The organism is Bathymodiolus platifrons methanotrophic gill symbiont (assembly GCF_002189065.1).
In the GTDB taxonomy this organism is placed as follows: domain Bacteria; phylum Pseudomonadota; class Gammaproteobacteria; order Methylococcales; family Methylomonadaceae; genus Methyloprofundus.
In genome coordinates this window covers 1-16,860 of the sequence record NZ_BDMN01000218.1, presented here as the reverse complement: position 1 = coordinate 16,860, position 16,860 = coordinate 1, and the positions used below count along the sequence as shown (strand labels likewise).

At 39.6% G+C, this 16,860-nt stretch carries 17 protein-coding genes and 4 pseudogenes; 8 read left to right on the top strand and 13 right to left on the bottom strand.

From position 1 onward, the window contains the following. The first annotated feature begins 326 nt into the window (after window positions 1–326). The 4 genes from CDZ78_RS12665 to CDZ78_RS12650 all read left to right on the top strand — a co-directional run bounded on the left by CDZ78_RS12665 (window position 327) and on the right by CDZ78_RS12650 (window position 2,652). Window positions 327–629, top strand: a complete 303-nt coding sequence (locus tag CDZ78_RS12665; RefSeq protein WP_087870337.1) for a type II toxin-antitoxin system HigB family toxin — start codon at window positions 327–329, stop codon at window positions 627–629. 12 nt (window positions 630–641) lie between these two features. Continuing rightward, the gene (locus CDZ78_RS12660; RefSeq protein ID WP_087870340.1) at window positions 642–995 is read left to right on the top strand and encodes a helix-turn-helix domain-containing protein; all 354 of its coding nucleotides are present in this window, start codon (window positions 642–644) and stop codon (window positions 993–995) included. Between the two features lie 385 nt (window positions 996–1,380). Continuing rightward, window positions 1,381–1,812: a DDE-type integrase/transposase/recombinase gene (locus tag CDZ78_RS12655; protein ID WP_087870336.1), complete on the top strand. Its 432-nt coding sequence runs from the start codon at window positions 1,381–1,383 to the stop codon at window positions 1,810–1,812. A gap of 102 nt (window positions 1,813–1,914) precedes the next feature. Beyond that, window positions 1,915–2,652, top strand: a complete 738-nt coding sequence (locus CDZ78_RS12650) for a hypothetical protein (protein ID WP_087870335.1) — start codon at window positions 1,915–1,917, stop codon at window positions 2,650–2,652. A gap of 514 nt (window positions 2,653–3,166) precedes the next feature. On the opposite strand, the gene CDZ78_RS21295 is transcribed toward CDZ78_RS12650, so the two are convergent. After that, the gene (locus CDZ78_RS21295) at window positions 3,167–3,346 is read right to left on the bottom strand and encodes a hypothetical protein (protein ID WP_140414042.1); all 180 of its coding nucleotides are present in this window, start codon (window positions 3,344–3,346) and stop codon (window positions 3,167–3,169) included. A 302-nt stretch (window positions 3,347–3,648) separates the two neighbouring features. On the opposite strand from CDZ78_RS21295, the gene CDZ78_RS12645 reads away from it, so the two are divergent. Next, window positions 3,649–3,888, top strand: a complete 240-nt coding sequence (locus CDZ78_RS12645) for an AAA family ATPase (RefSeq protein WP_087870334.1) — start codon at window positions 3,649–3,651, stop codon at window positions 3,886–3,888. Here CDZ78_RS12645 and CDZ78_RS24325 read toward each other — a convergent pair. From CDZ78_RS24325 to CDZ78_RS12600, 8 genes and pseudogenes are all read right to left on the bottom strand, one after another. Beyond that, window positions 3,819–4,210, bottom strand: a pseudogene (locus CDZ78_RS24325) (replication initiator protein A). The gene CDZ78_RS12645 and the pseudogene CDZ78_RS24325 overlap by 70 nt on opposite strands. A gap of 1,131 nt (window positions 4,211–5,341) precedes the next feature. Beyond that, entirely contained in the window at window positions 5,342–5,650 is a 309-nt protein-coding gene (locus tag CDZ78_RS12630; protein ID WP_087870331.1) for a hypothetical protein, read from the bottom strand. Next, complete coding sequence (locus CDZ78_RS12625; RefSeq protein WP_087870330.1) at window positions 5,641–6,069, bottom strand: hypothetical protein; 429 nt, start codon at window positions 6,067–6,069, stop codon at window positions 5,641–5,643. The genes CDZ78_RS12630 and CDZ78_RS12625 overlap by 10 nt, the downstream gene beginning before the upstream one ends. A gap of 114 nt (window positions 6,070–6,183) precedes the next feature. Beyond that, window positions 6,184–6,645: a hypothetical protein gene (locus CDZ78_RS12620; protein WP_373862485.1), complete on the bottom strand. Its 462-nt coding sequence runs from the start codon at window positions 6,643–6,645 to the stop codon at window positions 6,184–6,186. Window positions 6,646–6,721: 76 nt separating this feature from the next. Further along, window positions 6,722–6,913, bottom strand: a complete 192-nt coding sequence (locus tag CDZ78_RS12615; RefSeq protein ID WP_087870328.1) for a hypothetical protein — start codon at window positions 6,911–6,913, stop codon at window positions 6,722–6,724. Between the two features lie 191 nt (window positions 6,914–7,104). Next, window positions 7,105–7,638: a V-type ATP synthase subunit D gene (locus CDZ78_RS12610; protein WP_230990546.1), complete on the bottom strand. Its 534-nt coding sequence runs from the start codon at window positions 7,636–7,638 to the stop codon at window positions 7,105–7,107. 78 nt (window positions 7,639–7,716) lie between these two features. Next, window positions 7,717–9,088, bottom strand: a pseudogene (locus tag CDZ78_RS12605) (V-type ATP synthase subunit B). 20 nt (window positions 9,089–9,108) lie between these two features. After that, window positions 9,109–10,248, bottom strand: coding sequence for a sensor domain-containing diguanylate cyclase (locus CDZ78_RS12600; protein ID WP_244559244.1), 1,140 nt, complete (start codon window positions 10,246–10,248; stop codon window positions 9,109–9,111). Window positions 10,249–10,321: 73 nt separating this feature from the next. Between CDZ78_RS12600 and ligA the strand changes: the two genes are divergently transcribed. After that, window positions 10,322–12,334, top strand: a complete 2,013-nt coding sequence (gene ligA / locus CDZ78_RS12595) for an NAD-dependent DNA ligase LigA (protein WP_087870327.1) — start codon at window positions 10,322–10,324, stop codon at window positions 12,332–12,334. Between the two features lie 136 nt (window positions 12,335–12,470). After that, window positions 12,471–12,584, top strand: a pseudogene (locus CDZ78_RS12590) (type II toxin-antitoxin system Phd/YefM family antitoxin); the annotation flags it as partial. 137 nt (window positions 12,585–12,721) lie between these two features. On the opposite strand, the gene CDZ78_RS12585 reads toward CDZ78_RS12590, so the two are convergent. The 4 genes from CDZ78_RS12585 to CDZ78_RS12570 form a co-directional block, all read right to left on the bottom strand. Further along, a complete protein-coding gene (locus CDZ78_RS12585; protein ID WP_087870326.1) occupies window positions 12,722–13,330 on the bottom strand; it encodes a PqiC family protein in 609 nt (202 codons plus the stop codon). Window positions 13,331–13,341: 11 nt separating this feature from the next. After that, window positions 13,342–14,901, bottom strand: coding sequence for a PqiB family protein (locus tag CDZ78_RS12580; RefSeq protein WP_087870325.1), 1,560 nt, complete (start codon window positions 14,899–14,901; stop codon window positions 13,342–13,344). Continuing rightward, a complete protein-coding gene (locus CDZ78_RS12575; protein WP_087870324.1) occupies window positions 14,898–16,148 on the bottom strand; it encodes a paraquat-inducible protein A in 1,251 nt (416 codons plus the stop codon). Before CDZ78_RS12575 ends, CDZ78_RS12580 begins: the two co-directional genes overlap by 4 nt. A gap of 64 nt (window positions 16,149–16,212) precedes the next feature. Further along, window positions 16,213–16,545 (bottom strand): DUF308 domain-containing protein, encoded by a 333-nt coding sequence (locus CDZ78_RS12570; protein ID WP_087870323.1) that lies wholly within the window; start codon window positions 16,543–16,545, stop codon window positions 16,213–16,215. 102 nt (window positions 16,546–16,647) lie between these two features. Between CDZ78_RS12570 and CDZ78_RS12565 the strand changes: the two are divergent. Further along, window positions 16,648–16,860 (top strand): annotated as a pseudogene (locus CDZ78_RS12565) (ISL3 family transposase); the annotation flags it as partial.

Sequence of the window (16,860 nt, the reverse complement as noted above, 5' to 3'; positions counted from 1 at the left end):
ATGCTATTGCCTAAGGGGAATTAAGTAGGGGTTTGCTATAAACATGGCAAAACCACCTAAAATAAACCTCGATACACCAGCATTGTGTATTTCAGCTACTCAATAATTGGGAAACTTCAGTTAATTAATCTTAAAGGGAAACTGAACAATGCCAAAACTAGATAGACTAAAGGAAGAGTTATCTTATGTAAGATATTGCATATATGTAGCAATAACAGTAGCCTGTAGCTATTACAGGCTGGTTAGCTATGAATATTGATACAGCTACATGGTATTCAATTAACGGAAATTTGCAGTAGTCCCGTTACGGGACTATAATAAAAGCCATGAGAATTATTGCACTTTCAACACTTAAAGAATTTTGGATTGATTCACCTGACTATATTGATGCTAAAGATCCAATAATGTCTTGGTATCGCCATACTTTAAAAGCTGATTGGTCTAGCCCAGACAAAGTTAAATCTGACTTTGGAAATGCAAGTATTCTTAAAGATGGACGTGTCGTATTCAATATTAGTGGTAATAAGTACCGCCTAATTGTTCAGATAAATTATGACTATAGAGTGATCTATGTTCGGTTTATTGGAACACATAAACAATACGACAAGGTTGATGCTCAAAGCATTTAAATGGTAAATAAAATGAATATACACCCAATTAAAACAGAAAATGATTATCGCAATACACTTCAAGAAATTGAAGGGTTAATGATGGCTAAGACTGGCTCTATAGAAGGTGATCGTCTGGATGTACTTGTAACCCTAGTTGAAGATTACGAGCGAAAACATTACCCAATTGATTTTCCAGACCCAATTGAAGCAATCAAGTTTGCTATGGAGCAACGCAGTTTAACTGTGAAAGACTTAGTGCCAATGATCGGACAAACTAACCGTGTCTACGAGATTCTAAATAGAAAAAGACAGCTTACATTACCTATGATAAAGAGGTTGCATAAAGGTTTAGGCATTCCTGCTGAATCTTTATTGTCGAATTGAACCAAAATAGCAGAGCTTGATGATACTTAATAAAATATTTGTAGGTTTAGCGGTACTTTCAGTGGTTATACTTTTTAGCTATTTAGCTTTATGGAGCTGGAAAGACATGAAAAACCACGAGCCCAAATAGGTGCTTCATGACTAAAAAATACTGGATTGATACATTATATTTTTTGAAGGCTTTGTAAAAGGGTTGTCAGTTTTTCCAACATCTGAGTATGACCATTTTGATTTGCTGCATTAGCATGTTTTTCTATCATTAATAAGGCAATAAATATGAGTAAAAAAGATGCACTTGATTCGCATGGATTTGAAATTCACCTTAAAGATCAGTTAAATAAAACGCCAAACAGTTATATAAACTGAAGTTTCCCAATAATTATTTATGGTAAAATTGAAACTATTTTATCGGCAGCAGATGGGCTTGAAAGCCGTATTAGCGGTAAAACAAGTCAATACAACGATCCCCATAAAAGAACATAAAAAATATACTTATAAGCTTAGAGATCTTGATATATCACACGCTAACCAAGTTTGGAGTACAGATATAACCTATATTAAAACCAAAGAAGGGATGGTTTATTTAGCGGCGATTATTGATTGGCACTCAAAAGCAGTGCTCGCCCATAAAATATCAAACACAATGGATTCTTTTTTAGTTATGGATGTATTAGATGAAGCGCTTTCTCTCTACGGAACACCTGAAATTTTTAATACGGATCAAGGCAGTCAATACACCAGTGAAATTCATACCCAACGACTAAAAAACAAAGGCATCACTATTTCTATGATAATAAGAGACTATATTACAAAATAAACATTATTTTTAAGCCTCACCCCCCTACAGAATAAAATAGGTTTCGATAATAAGAAGAATGTCGATTTTACGCATCTAAAAATACAAACGGCACTTGATTTCATGATGGACGGCTTAGTCTTGGAGATGCAGGACGCAGGAGTAGAACATCAGGAGCGCAGGCATGTACTAGATAAATTGGCAGAGTTCGCGACAGGTTTTGAATTTAAGTTGAACAAACAGTTGAAAGGTGCGAATTACTCAAAATATGAAGCTATTACAAATCCGCAGGTCATTGCTTTCAATAAGGCGAGAGACACTGTGCCGAAAGAAGACACTCTGGGACTGCCTGCTCATGCATTTTTAGTTTTTGATCCAGAAACTTTCCGTACGAGTGTGCTGGAGATAGTATCTAATCCAGATTTATCGTTTAATGAGCAAATAGACCGGATTCAGAAAGCTATGGTAAGCTTGTTTGCTTTGCTCATTACAGATTTTAAAGAAGACTTCTCAACTTTCGAGAATTCGGAAATTGCAACAAATGCTCTAAAATTTCTTGTTTCAATGCAGAAGGGGTTATATAAAAAGCAGGGGCTGGCAGGGTCAGGGGACGTTGATCTGGAACACGTCAAGGTTCAGGCAGGTTTTGATTTCATAACAGACTCAAGTGTTAAAAGTATGGAAAGCGTGGGCATATCGGATAAAGTTACAAGTGAGATACTGCTTGCACTGGGTAAGAGAATGCGAGGGTTTGAAGGTGAGTTGAATAAGCGCATGAAGGGTCTGACTTCCGAAGAGATCAAAGCTCTAAAGTCTCCTTTTCCGCAAGAAGCCCCATCAACTGATAAAATAAAGCAATAAAGCACTTGACAAAGAAAGAATAAACCAATATACAATTTACCCTATATAGCTTGTACAGTAAATCACCTCCAAGCCGGATAAATAATTAAATGATTAAATAAATAAAGGCTTCAAGATCATATAGAAGTTTTTATTGGTAAAGAATAGGTAGCAGGTCTGAGGGTCATTGGTGATAGACTTTAGACAGTGGAATCCTGCAACGGTTAGCCAAGATACAAAAGGAAATTAGTATTTTATAAATGGATTTATCTTGGGCAAGCCATTGCATCTCGGGGGCGGGGAAATAGGAATCCATTCTCAGGCTTTGCTCCTTCCCCTAAAAGCGGGCGATATCGCGCCACGGCAGTCGCCCTTGTACCTTAGAGGAGGGCTGGCTCGCCATGCTGCAATACTTTTCAGATTCAATTCAAGACATACCCCCCCCCATAGAAAAGTCTATTTTTCCTAGGGGTTAGAGTCCATTTGAACGGTAGTAAAAAATAATAAAAACACGTGTGGAGGTCGTTTTTAAATGCTACATTAGAATGCTCCCGGAAGAGCATCTTAAATTAAATTGAGGAATCAGCATGCTAGAATCACCCAAAAAAGTTTTTTTACTCTCGCAAGCAATAGACAAAAGCCTAACTGCGGTTTCATTAACTAAGTCTTGTGTTAATTCTGTCTTTCTAGCCATCACTCCCCCTTTTTCAATCATAATGGTGTAATTACGTAATTATGATATTACATTTTAAAATATTGTAAACCTTTTTACAAAAAACTGGTTAGAAACTGTTTTTATACCTATACCCTGCCCTTTCCTATCAATTAATTGTTACACGGAAGCAAGCCAGTTTTTTGTTCTTCACCAGCAAGATATTACAAAAAACAAACCGTTGAATTGTATTGTTTAGATATGATATACACATACTAACAATATGCTTAACATATAGAAGCTATATGGTTTATATATAGCTTTCACTTATAAACAGGTTTTAAATGATTATAATTTGAGGTGGAATTAAAGGTGGTAGTGGCAAGACTACTACAACTATAAATCTTGCAATCATGAGAGGGCTTTCAGGATCTGAAGTTCTTCTTATAGATGCTGACAGTATTGATAACGGTAATGCTTCAGACCTTTCATCTATTAGAGATGAAATCATGGAAAGTAAACATTACACGGCTATTCAAATTAATGGGAAGGCTATTGCTAAAGAACTCCCTACCCTTTCTATGGGTTTTCTAAGCCTAAAATAATCATGGTTTATACTTAAAACCTCTTCGCCTATAACCGAATTGTAAAGCCATTCTGAAAGGGTTATTCCAAGTTCTACCATGCGCTTTGTTTTAGGGTCATCAATTACTATTCTGTAACTATCAATAATGCCGAAACCTTCTATTATTTCTTGTCCGTTGGTTTTTATGTTGGTTTCAATTCGTGTCCCAGAAAGCCGTTCAAAAGCCTTTCTTAATCCTTTATTTCTGTGCCGCCTATTCCTCTGTTAGTTGTCACAAGTAAATCATGGGCTTTAAAGCGTATTTTACGGCTTGGCTCACTACCTTGGTTAATTCCTGCCATGAGCTGCGATATGCAATAAATCAAAATATCCTTTTTGCTGGAAAAGTGGCTCAATTATTTTGGCCATTGACAGATGGGGAGTCCTGGCCGTTCGGATTTTGATGCGGTCTGGTCAGCCCTGACGCATGAAATAAAACCCGCATAAAAAGCCATTTTATATTTGCTATTGTTAATGGTGTTTTATCCATTTGCCGCATAAAAACAAGTTACAGTTGATTTTTATACAAACACTTATTCTTGCGACAGAACCTTTATGCGACAGAACCCCCTATTACACCTACGATCATAAGATTGCATTTCAGCCAAAGTAGGCTCGCATGTTCAACTAAAATAGGACTTACGCACCACTTGTCGCATAAAAACAGGTTACAGTTGATTTTTGCACAAATATTTATTTTTTGCGACAGAACCACAGTTTGAACCACCACCGAATTAGGATAAAAAATATAGCAAATAAAGTTAGGTTAACAAATTTAAGAGAAACAAGATTTCCCCAATAATAGGGGGGGAACATAAAAAAGAATAAGACGAAACTAATCCCCAATAGAAAAACTAATCCAAAAAACCACGCTAGAATTTTACATGTTTTATATACTAATATGTTCAATGTTCTACCCCCCCTACTTTCTTTAAAGCCCCATTTATAAAGGGATTCAGTTGGGGGGTTGCAATAAAAACCACCCCCCTTACACCCAATGCTGTTGACTTAAGGATTATTTAATTATAAGCTATTAAAATATAGTATAATAGTTCATGTTTTCAATAACCAGATACTTGTAACCTACGATGAAAAATACACAAAACTTGGCACAAACCCTGCTCTGAAAATCCATGCCAACTTTCGAGTTATCTCGAAAGATTTCTTCAGTTAATTCCCGAAAAATTATCAGACGAACATAAAATATCATCGACTGGTTTTACCCAGCCCTGACGCATAAACCTTGCAATATTCATGTTTCTTTATAGCATGTAAAACTTCTTCCTCATAGATCATCTTATTGTGCTCTATATTATTTGCGGATTTCACCAATGATGAGGGAAATCGCCTATTAAATGTGATTTGTACAAACGCAAGGCACACTCCTCCTAAAAGGACTGTTCGCCCTCTGAAAATACAAGTACACAAAGAAATTATTCGATGTGAAATTCGAAAGGTTGCCGCAAAAACTGTGCAGCCCAATCGCTGCTAATCCACGGGCCGGTTAAGGTTCCTTTGACAAAAGAAAGAAACTCTCGAATCCCCATTTTTTTCACCCACTTCACCACGCGATGAGTGGCGAGAGCTATTGCATTGATCAAATGAGCTAAACGCATCAAATGGTGAAAGCCACACATCGCCTGCCAGTTATAAGAAAAAGCATGTTCGTAACAATAACCACGGCACTTTTCAGTATGATTACTATCCTCAATAGCCCAACGATAGCGGGCGCCTAAGTACACCGTTCATGTACGTTTTTGAGTGTCAGTGGCTTGCCTGAAATCCACGCATGGCGGCTAAATTTAGCCTCAATCTCTGTGGTGTCTGCATTAACAGCCAACCACTCCTCCTTGCAAACAACCAGGTTCAGGAATAAAGTTTTTTTCATCCCTTTCGCGTCCTTAAGTGTATAAGGAATATGATTAACCCAGGTTATTTTTTGCTTTCGCCCCCGCCAATCAGCTTCATAGCTGGGGGTGTCAGGACCTTTCTGGGCATTAAAGGCTTTCCAAACGGACTTCAGGGCTTTCTTTTTTAAAACGATCATGCTATCCCAGTCATGCTGAATGCAAAGCTCAAAGACCGGACCATTGGAATAGAGTCCATCCAGCAAAATCATGATCGGTAATTGTGGAAATTCTTGCTTAATTTTCCCAGCCAAGCGTTTGAATGCCTTTAACTCGCAATCCTGCTTCGCATCATCGGGGGCGCCTTCAGTATGGCTCAGGAATTCAGAGAATATAGGCGCGCCATGCTACCTCAAATGGCTCTACGGCTATTCGGGGTAAAATTTTAGCCTCCCTCGCGCGCTATCGCGCACTTCGGATTGGCAAATTTCCCTGCGCCTTCTGGAGACTATCATCCCGTCCGGGGCTGACAGCGAAGGCAGTGTCAGTCCGTTATGAAAAACAAGATTGGCTTCTAAAACATATATATACTGTTGCTCCCATGATGTTTCATTCTCACCACCCGAACGGTCTAACCATTCCTCTGGGTGCCACTGTCCATCACGAACCAGTTTTTGCGTGCCATCAATAGCAATCGGGTAACAATTTTGAATGAGATAAGTGGCGAATTTCTTGCTGCGTATAAGTTTCTTTACCAAGGCAACATGGGCTGTTGGCAAGGCGTCCAATTCCAGTGTTTCCAGTACGTGCCCCAAGGTATCAGCATGCGGCATAGATTCTAATTCAGGAAATAACTTTTGTAGCGTTTCACGAAAACAGGGTTGACTCATTTGGCTATTCATTTGTCGACGAGAACTCATTTGAAAAACAAAACTCAATAGCCCAAAAAGTAGTACAACTGCCAATTTATGTTTTATCTTGACGCGGGTCTTTCAATGAGGAGACTTGTTTTAGCCATACGGGTAGAAGCCTCCGAAATACCTGAAGTTGCGCGTCCAGGGAATCCTCTCGAGCTTCTCGCTCATCTTCTATCGTTTTTAAATCACTGACCTTATTAGAATTTTGATAAGTACCGTCTTTTTTCTTTTGCTCTCGCAATTTTTTTTGTGTTGCTAACTATTTTTTTATGCGCTTTGCGCGCTTCTCGGTTAGGCCGTTTGCTAACTTTACTCATGATTTCTATTGAGGGTAGTATTTAGGATAGGAAAGCATTATATAGCAAATACTGAAGTTTCCCAATAATTATTTATGGTAAAATTGAAACTATGCTTTATTCAAGCTTGGCTGCTTCAGGAAGTTATTTCGTGCACATTCCTAAGGCGCTTTTGTTTAGTACTTTTAGCTCGTACGACCCCCGCCCTTTCCAAATCAGAAAGGTAAATCCGAATTTTGCGTATATCCTGTTGTGCCTTGGGAATTAATACCTTATCAAACAGGTTAACCCGCTGGGTTACTTTTTTCAGTGCCTCAGTTAAGCGTGCAACTCGTTGTTCTTCAACCTGTAGCTGCATTTTTAATTGCAACATTTTTTTTAATTGTACAACTAACTGATCCACCCAATGCGGTTCAGTAAATAAAGAGTATTTCTGCACATCAATCGTCAGTTCCTTAATAACCGGCAAATGTATACCGACAATATTTTCCTCTGTCATTTCTAACTTAGATACTTTCACTAAATTGTCTACAGGGATACTCTTATCTGCCAGCATCGGTAACATTTGTGCTGATTTCTGATAACACTGTTCAATTCCATATTTTATTTTAGCTAAGCTTAATTGTGCCTTTTTCCGCTCAGCAGCTAACTGCTGACGCTTTAAGTCCAGCGAAGGTAGAAATTGCTTATAGCGCTTAAGTTTTGCACTAAAGACGCTTTACTGTATGCTAGCCTAGCCATTGCTCTATCACTCGCTATCTGGTTGAGCTGAATCTACTGGGGAAGAACTAGCAGCCACCTTAGGGAAATATTTATCAATCAGGGCTTGTTTCATTAGCAATTCATCGGCATCAAAACACTCGGCCAATGTTTGCCAGCATAAATCCAGTGCTTCTTCTAAAGGGATAGAAACGTCTAGGCGCATAAATCGCTTTCTGAATAATTCGCCAAATTTTATTTGTTTTTCATCAAAACTTGATAAATCAAATGCCATCGCCTGTTTCTGCTCGGCTTCTGTTGCTCCTGAATAAAAACGAATCATGGTATTCATAATTTGCGAATGATCTTCGCGAGTAGAGGAACCTATGACATGCTGTTTTAAACGCGACAAAGAACCAAAAGGATCGAGCATATCATCATGTAAATAAAACTGCCCTTCGGTAATATAACCAGTATTATCAGGAACAGGGTGTGTTACATCACCGCCTGGCATCGTTGTTACCGATAAAATAGTGACCGACCCTGCACCATCATAATCACATGCTTTTTCATAGCGGCGTGCCAGTTGAGAGTACAAATCTCCCATATACCCCCGGTTAGCAGGTACTCGCTCCATAGAAATACCGACTTCCTTCATGGCATCGGCATAGGCAGTCATATCTGTAGCCAATACCAGCACACGCTTCCCCTCTTCTACAGCAAAACGCTAATGCCATATCCAGCACGATTAATCGTTCAACGATAGGGTCTGAAGCAAGATTGCAAAACATGACTGTGCGTGCAAATACACCCGCCTCTTCAAATTGAGTGCGAAAGTAATGGTAGTCATCGAAAATAAGGCCTAAACCTGCAAAGACCACAATATCTGCATCGGTTTGAATACCAATACGTGCAAGAAAAGGGTTATAAGGTTCACCAGAAACAGAGAAGATAGGAATTTTCTGGCTTTCGACCAGACAATTAAAGACATCAATCATCGGTACATTAGTACGTATCATCTTGGAAGCAAGAATACGTTTAACCGGATTAACTGAAGGACCGTCTATGCTCACTTTAGGATCATGCGCCAGATTTGAACCGCCATCCATCGGCTCACCCAGGCTATTAAAAATTCGACCTAAAATATCAGCCGAATAAGTCACTTTCATTGCAGTACCCAGAAAACGTATGGATGCTGCATTAGAGACACCTTGTGTGCCTGAGAAAACCTGCAAAGCAATTTCATTACGGTCAATTTTGATCACTTGAGCAATCGAAGTACTAAATTCATCCTCAACCATAGCTAAATCACCAAACCGAGTGATCGCATCAGAGTTTCCTTCAGTCTCTGGAACACTAACCGTAATGATATTACCTACGATGGAAAGGATATTATGATGCCTGACCATATGCCGAATCATATAAAACTCCAAATTTTCAATTATTGATGCCGTTTAAATAAGTTAGCAAGGGTCATAGGATCTGAAAACCCACTTGCAGATACCACACTATCCTGACCATCACTTTTTGCTTTATGTAAAGCTTGTTCAGCTTTCTCAATCAGGTTAGTCTCAACGTTAGCTGGCTTTAGCTGAACTCCGTTAACAGGATTATAAGTTGAACAACCGATAGAAATAGTCACAGAAACCAAGCCATCTGGTGTACTGACACCTAATGCTTTCACAGCATATCTAATTCGCTGCGCAATTTCAATACCTTGCCCTTGTTCAATATTAGCCAGTAATGCAATAAACTTTTCCCCAGTATATCGAACTAAGACATCATTATTACGCAACTGCTCCCGAATAACAGCAGAAGCTAATATTATAACCTGATCACCCACATGATATCCATAATGATCATTTATATTTTTTAATTCATCAATATCCAGAAAAAAACAGCTTAATGGTTCAGTGCTACGCTGAGCTATAGCGATTTCTTCACCTAGGCGCTGTTCCAGAAAATGACGATTATTCACACCAGTCAAACTATCAATCAAACTACTACGATTCAGCGTTTCAAAATTCAAATGATTCTCAAGACAAATACCAACAACAGCCGCCATATGCTCAATAAAATCTGTTGCCATACTATCAATAAAACGTTGCGAATCAAGGCTTCCCATATTTAAAGTCCCTAGACACTTGCCTCTACGTATCAGTGGAATGATGGCTACACTAGCTGGCTTATGCTTATCTAAGGAAAAAAATTCAGCGCATTTTGCAGTTTTATAAGCCCCTAAATAGGGAGTCACTGAGTGCCCAAATTTCGTTTGTATAAGTTCATCATCGGGTAAAATTATTAATTTCGGATTAGCCTGTAATGCAAAGCCCCCCTTAAATAAATAATTTTTTAATTCGGTTTTTGCATCTATAAGACAAAGACCGATATAATCAAGTTCAAAAAAATCCTGTGCTTTTAAAACATACTCCATCATTTCAGATAATGAATTAAGATTAAACAAGCCCTTTTCAAACGTTTGAAACCGTTGTAATGTTGCACTATTAGCATGTACACGATTTAACATGCCATCTAGGTGGCCCTGTAATACCGTTAAATCCGTTGTTAGGTCTTCTTCCAAAATATTTTCTCAAAAATAAAAACTATAATCATAAGATTAGCAGTTCCAGAAAAAAAACGTAACTATTTATCACATGCCTGAGTCAACCGCCAAAAAAATAGCCACACTACGCCAACAAATCCAAACACATAACTATAATTATTATACGCTCGATACCCCCACCATTACCGATGCAGAATATGACAGGCAAATCAGGTCACTACGTACCCTGGAAGACAAATACCCCCAATATGCTTCCTCTGAATCTCCCAGCCAGTCAGTCGGAGGCCCCGTATTAGATTCTTTTAATAAAGTGCCACATGAGATGGCAATGCTATCACTAGGTAATGTTTATTCAGAAGAAGAATTAAATGAGTTTATCGAACGCATCCATAAGCGCCTGAAAAATACTCAGGAACTTATATTTTGTGTTGAACCTAAATTAGATGGCCTCGCTATCAGCCTGTTATATGAACAAGGCCAGTTGATTAGAGCGGCAACGCGTGGTGATGGCAGCGTTGGTGAAGATGTTACCTACAATGTTAAAACTATTAAAAACATTCCACATACTTTACAGGGAGACAACATCCCACAACGGCTCGAAGTACGAGGTGAAGTCGTTATGCCTATCGCGGATTTTCATGCTTTTAATCAACAGGCACTTGCTAATGATACGAAAGGCTTTGTCAATCCACGTAATGCCGCGGCCGGAAGCCTGCGCCAACTCGATTCTAATATTACGGCCCAAAGACCTCTTGCTTTTTATAGCTACGGTATAGGAATTATCGAACAAGGCAGCCTGGCCGATAGTCACTACCAGAGGCTGCAACAGCTTAAACAATGGGGCCTGCCAATCACCCATGAAATCACTCAGGAAACAGACGCAAAAGGATGTATCACCGCCTATCAGCAATTATTAGCAAATCGTCCAAAACTTGAGTATGAAATTGATGGCATCGTTTATAAAGTTGATGATATAGCACTACAGGAACAACTGGGCTTTGTTGCTCGCGCTCCACGCTGGGCAACCGCGCATAAATTTCCAGCCCAGGAAGAACAGACTCAATTACTTGATGTTGAATTTCAAGTCGGAAGAACTGGTGCAATCACTCCCGTTGCCATCTTAGAACCTGTCTTTGTCGGAGGTGTCACTGTCAGTCGCGCCAGTTTACACAATGCCGATGAAATTCAGCGCCTGGAATTAAAAATTGGCAATACAGTTATTATCAGAAGAGCGGCAGATGTAATTCCTCAAATTGTAAAAGCATTACCTGGTTCGCAAGCGCTAAAAGAAATTATTTTTCCAGTTAGCTGCCCCGTGTGTGATTCCGAGATTGAACGTATCGAAGGCGAAGCTATAGCGCGCTGCACTGGTGGCTTATACTGTGCTGCACAGCGTAAAGAAGCCATTAAATATTTTGCCTCACGCAAAGCAATGAATATTGATGGCTTAGGCGTTAAAGTTGTTGAGCAATTAGTCGATGAGCATTTGATTAATAACCCCGCTGATTTGTTTACTCTAAACACCGAACAACTTGTACCCTTAGAACGGATGGCAGCCAAAAAAGCAGAAAACCTGATTAATGCCATAGATCAATGTAAACAGACTACACTCGCCAAATTTATACTGGCATTAGGCATCCGGGAAGTCGGAGATGCCACAGCGAAAAACCTGGCTGAACACTTTCTTACACTGGACGCAATACAGAATGCCGATATTGAGGCACTAGAACAAGTCGATGATGTCGGTGAGATAGTTGCCAAACATGTCGTCACATTTTTCCGGCAGGTACATAATCAGGAGGTTATACAGGCACTTATAGCGACGGGAATTTATTGGCCTGAAATTCAGGCTAAAGAATCACACGAACTCCCGCTGGCAGGTAAAACCTATGTATTAACAGGGACCTTAACAAAAATGGATAGAAATGAGGCCAAACTAGCATTACAAGCTTTAGGAGCCAAAGTTTCAGGTAGTGTCTCTAAAAAAACAGACTATGTCGTCGCCGGAGAATCCGCGGGGTCTAAATTAACCAAAGCACAAGATCTAGGAATTAGCGTGTTATCAGAAGATCAGTTGTTAAACATTCTGAACCGAGATTTTTAGTGCCAAGATACAAAGAGCATACAATAAACTACCATAGGTACAGTAGCTTTAGCCTAAAACAAAGCATGTACTGTATATTGTACAATTTAGCGTTTAGGATTATTTTTTACCAGTAACTTGAACATGTGGATAAAAAATTCGTATCGCTTCATTTACTGAAGCCAGAAATAGGCTTAAAAGCGTATTAGACCGTGTTGTTAATGATGCTGATTGTACTGTGATAACTAGACGGGATAACGAAGATACTGTCGCTAAAAATCCCGGAAACGGAGCTTTAGCGAAGTGAAGTTTTTAGTCCGCGATAGCCGTAGGACCGCTTGTTTTAGGCTGGGATGCCCAAAACAAGCTTTCGCAAAAATAGCGACTCCCCGAATGCAGGATTAAACTTTATTTAGTCAATTGCCGTCTAATCTCAGCAGTAATTTCCTGGCTAAGTTTTTCCAGTAATCGACTTTGTGTGGCAACGTAGGCTTGATAATCTGCTCCACCAGTATTTTCCTGAATGACAGATTTTTTCGACATCACAGATTTATCCTTACCTTTCCGTGCCACTGTCCAGCCTGCATTCAAGGTGACAACACCGCCCAATGCCCCATCAAACTCTCGTATATTAATGATCACCTGAAAGTCGACAGGCAATAGCATTATTTCCTGACTCAATGCAACCTGCTGCGTAGGCAGCAATATCGAAATATTTTCTCCTATAATCCGTTGAATATCACTCTGAAGATCGCCACTCCAGCGATTAAATTCATCGGCAACCAGTATATTAGGACCAGTGCGTGTAACAATCAGTGATTGATCCAGCGTATCAGGAATAGAAACAGGTCCCACCTTAACAGCAACACTTCGATGCTCAACTTTCAATGCAGGTACTGAAGTAGCTCTGTCAATCGGGTTTAAAATATATATTTTGGCATTTGGAGAGCTTCCACAGCCAGCAAATAACAAAGTTAATGAAATAAGCGCTATAGATATAATAGTATTGTTATTCATATTTAGTCTCCTTATTTCCCTTGAATGAGTGATTCTGGATGTCTTTCCAGATAATCGGTCAGAGTTTTGATAGATCGTGCTGCTTTAGTAAATTCGCGTAATGCCATTTGCAAATCCTGTTGCAGAGGTGAATCATTTTTCAAGGTATCCTGAATAGTCACTAGCGTATTTTCAGCTTGCTTCAAAGTACCTGACAGTTCAGGCTCCAGATTATGATTCAGCTTATAACTGAGCTCTTTAATCTGAGTCATCATGTCGTCTACTTTTTTCAGAATACTGCCTAGATGAACTTTCATCGCACCAAATGTTCCGGATACTGCTGGAAATTCTGGAATCTCTGCATCCCAGTTTATTACAAAAAGAGGTGCATCTGGAAAAAAATCAAGCCCGACAAACAATTGCCCGGTAAGCAGGCTCCCTGTCTCCAGTTGTGCTCGAATCCCCTGTTTGATAAAAATTTCAGTTCGCTCTCTTCGGGTGTCAAAAAGCTGTTGTGCAGTTTCGTCGTTACCTTTTAGCGAAAACCTTTGATAGTCAATTGTGATCGTTACCTGAACGGTGATTTTTTTATGTTCAATATCATACGATAATGATATTTCTTTGACTTCACCTAACTGTATGCCTCTAAACTCAACAGGCGCACCAACTTTCAATCCACGCACGGACTCTGTAAAATTAATAACATATTTACCGGTATCGTTGTAAATGATTTTTAATGAATCTGCATAATCCTTGTACAGTTTAAACTCGCTATTATTTTCTGCCTGAATCATATTACTACTCATATCTTTAGACTCAAAGGCAACCCCCCCTATTAAAAGTGAGACCAAAGATTCAGTTCTTACATCTATACCATTAGCATTAAGCGAAACATCTACACCACTGGCATTCCAGAACTTTGTCGTTTTATTAACCCACTGATCATACGGTGCATTTATAAATATACGTACTGTCACTGATTCACCGTCTGGATCGAGTTTTACATCCTCGACTTTTCCGACACTGAATTTACGATAATAAACCGGTACATCTCTTTCTATCGACCCCAGGTCCTTGGTATGTAAAACAAAGTGCTTGCCAGGCACTTTTCCAGTGATCACAGGCGGGATCTCTAAACCTGTAAAGTTACGCACACTCTTGCCTTCCGAATTGAGTTCGAGTCCAATATAAGCGCCTGATAACAAAGTCCCTAATCCTGATACACCACTGGCATCAATACGCGCTCTGACTACCCAGAAATTTGTTTTATCGGTAAGAAAGGGCTTTATGTCCCTTTTCATTTCAGCGGTCACTTCAACATTCATAGTATCGTGATTCACATGAATGGCTGTGACCTCGCCAATTTCGACATTTTTATATTTTATTTTAGTCTTACCTGCTTCCAGACCGTCAGCTGTTTTAAAAGTAATGGTAATTGTAGGTCCCGTTTCAGACCAGGCTTTATAGCCTATCCATGCGCCTATCAAAATGGCCACCATGGGCACTAGCCAGACGATAGAAAATTTCGACCGAGGCTGAATGTTGCTCTCTGGTAAATTATTCATAGTTTCACCCTGACTCGGTTCATTCATTTTTCTTTCTCCATACCATCCCAGATTAAACGGGGATCAAAAGCCTTAGCGGCTAAAATAGTTAATACCACCACAGCACCAAAAGCAACCGCACCAACACCGACTTCTATCACTATCAACCCCTGAATCTGAATCATCGCAGCCATTAATGTATCGACATAAATATCCACCATTGACCAGCGACCAATGAACTCTGTCAGACGATACAGTTGAGTTCGTTCCTTGGGTCGCCATTGTGACTTAAAGTGTACCGTTATTAACAGCAAATACAAGATGACTAATTTAATAGTGGGCACGCAGATACTGGCAATAAAAAGAATAATCGCCAGCGGTAGATCTCCATTCGTTGCCAGATACATAACCCCACTGATTATGGTATCACCTTCAGTCTTGCCCATACTGCTAACCACCATCACAGGTAATAAATTAGCAGGAATATACAAAACAGTCGCTGCAATCACCAGCGCCGTACAACGATTTAAACTGTCTGGTTTTCTCCAATGCACATCAGCCTTGCATCGAGGGCATGAGGATGTATGCTCGGCGCTTAATGCCTGTATTAAATGGCAATTATGACAATTGGTTAATTGCACGCCTGACTTGTATTGCTGCGTATCCCTACCCTTAGTATCGGGGCTAATCAACCCCCAAAGCATTTCTTTATCCACATCATTCAAAATCGCAGCAATAACAATCATCAACAATGCAAAAGACCATAAGGCAATACTCGGAGCCACTGTTGCCATGGCGGATAACTTGACCACTGAAACCAGTATACCCAGCATCAGCACTTCTAACATGCTCCATGAAGTTATAATACGGACTAAACGGTAGATTTGTGGAGCAAAGGGAGGAATTCGTTTGAAATTAAGAGGTAGCAGGATATACAACAAACCTGTTAATTGTATCAGTGGAGCACCAATAGTAGTTAGAAACACCAGTCCGGCAAGAAACACCATGTCATGAGTAAACAAGTATTTTACGCAGCCAAATAAAGTAGATGCCATCTCATGGCCTTCCGCATCCACCTGCACAATTGGAAAAGCATTGGAAATGGCCAATAAGACCAGTGCAGTAATCACTAATGCCAGCGTATGCTCAATACTTTTCTCAGGTTTAACACGCTCACGTTTGCGTAATGTTGCAGCACAACGGCAACATTTAACCGCGCCATCTTCTGGCATATGGCTTATCTGCTGTAATAAACCACAATCGTGACAAGTAGTGACTGGAATATATTGAGTCATAAATTACTACAAATGGTTAATGAATGCTTATTCTACCAATATAGAGTTAAATGAAATATTAACTTTAACCAGTGGTTCTAATATTCCCGGCTATGGCAAGTAATGCAATACCATCAAACAGAAAACTAATACCAATCAACAAACCTACCAGCCATGCGGAACTCAACGGCCAACCTACCAGTACAATCACACCCAGTAACAGTGATAACAGGCCATTCAGCAACATAAAAGCCCAACCCTTAGCGGGTTTGATTTCAACGGATAAAGCAATACCTGCAAAACCATCCATTAAAAAATACATGGACAGAATAAGCCCCAGCGTAGAAATAACCACAGCGGGATGAAACATTATTAACAAGGCCAGCAAAAACAGGATAAAAGGCTTAAACCACATCATTAAGGTCTACACTCTACAAACATAAGCGGAATAAGCCAGTGCAATTGCACTGAGAAAAAAAGGCTCTATGTGAATCCTAGTGGGTAGTGCGATAATAATACCATGAATAATGAATCTTTATTTAGTATGGCTTTAGGCTTACAATCGCCTTGGAAAGTGGAAGAAATTATCTTTTCAAACGACAATATTTTAGAACAGAATGAACTTCATTTGCAGATAGGTTTTGAACCAGGCGCCCGTTTTGCTGATGAATCGGGGGTTCTCTGCCCAGTGCATGATACAGTCGATCGGCAATGGCAACACTTGAGCTTCTTT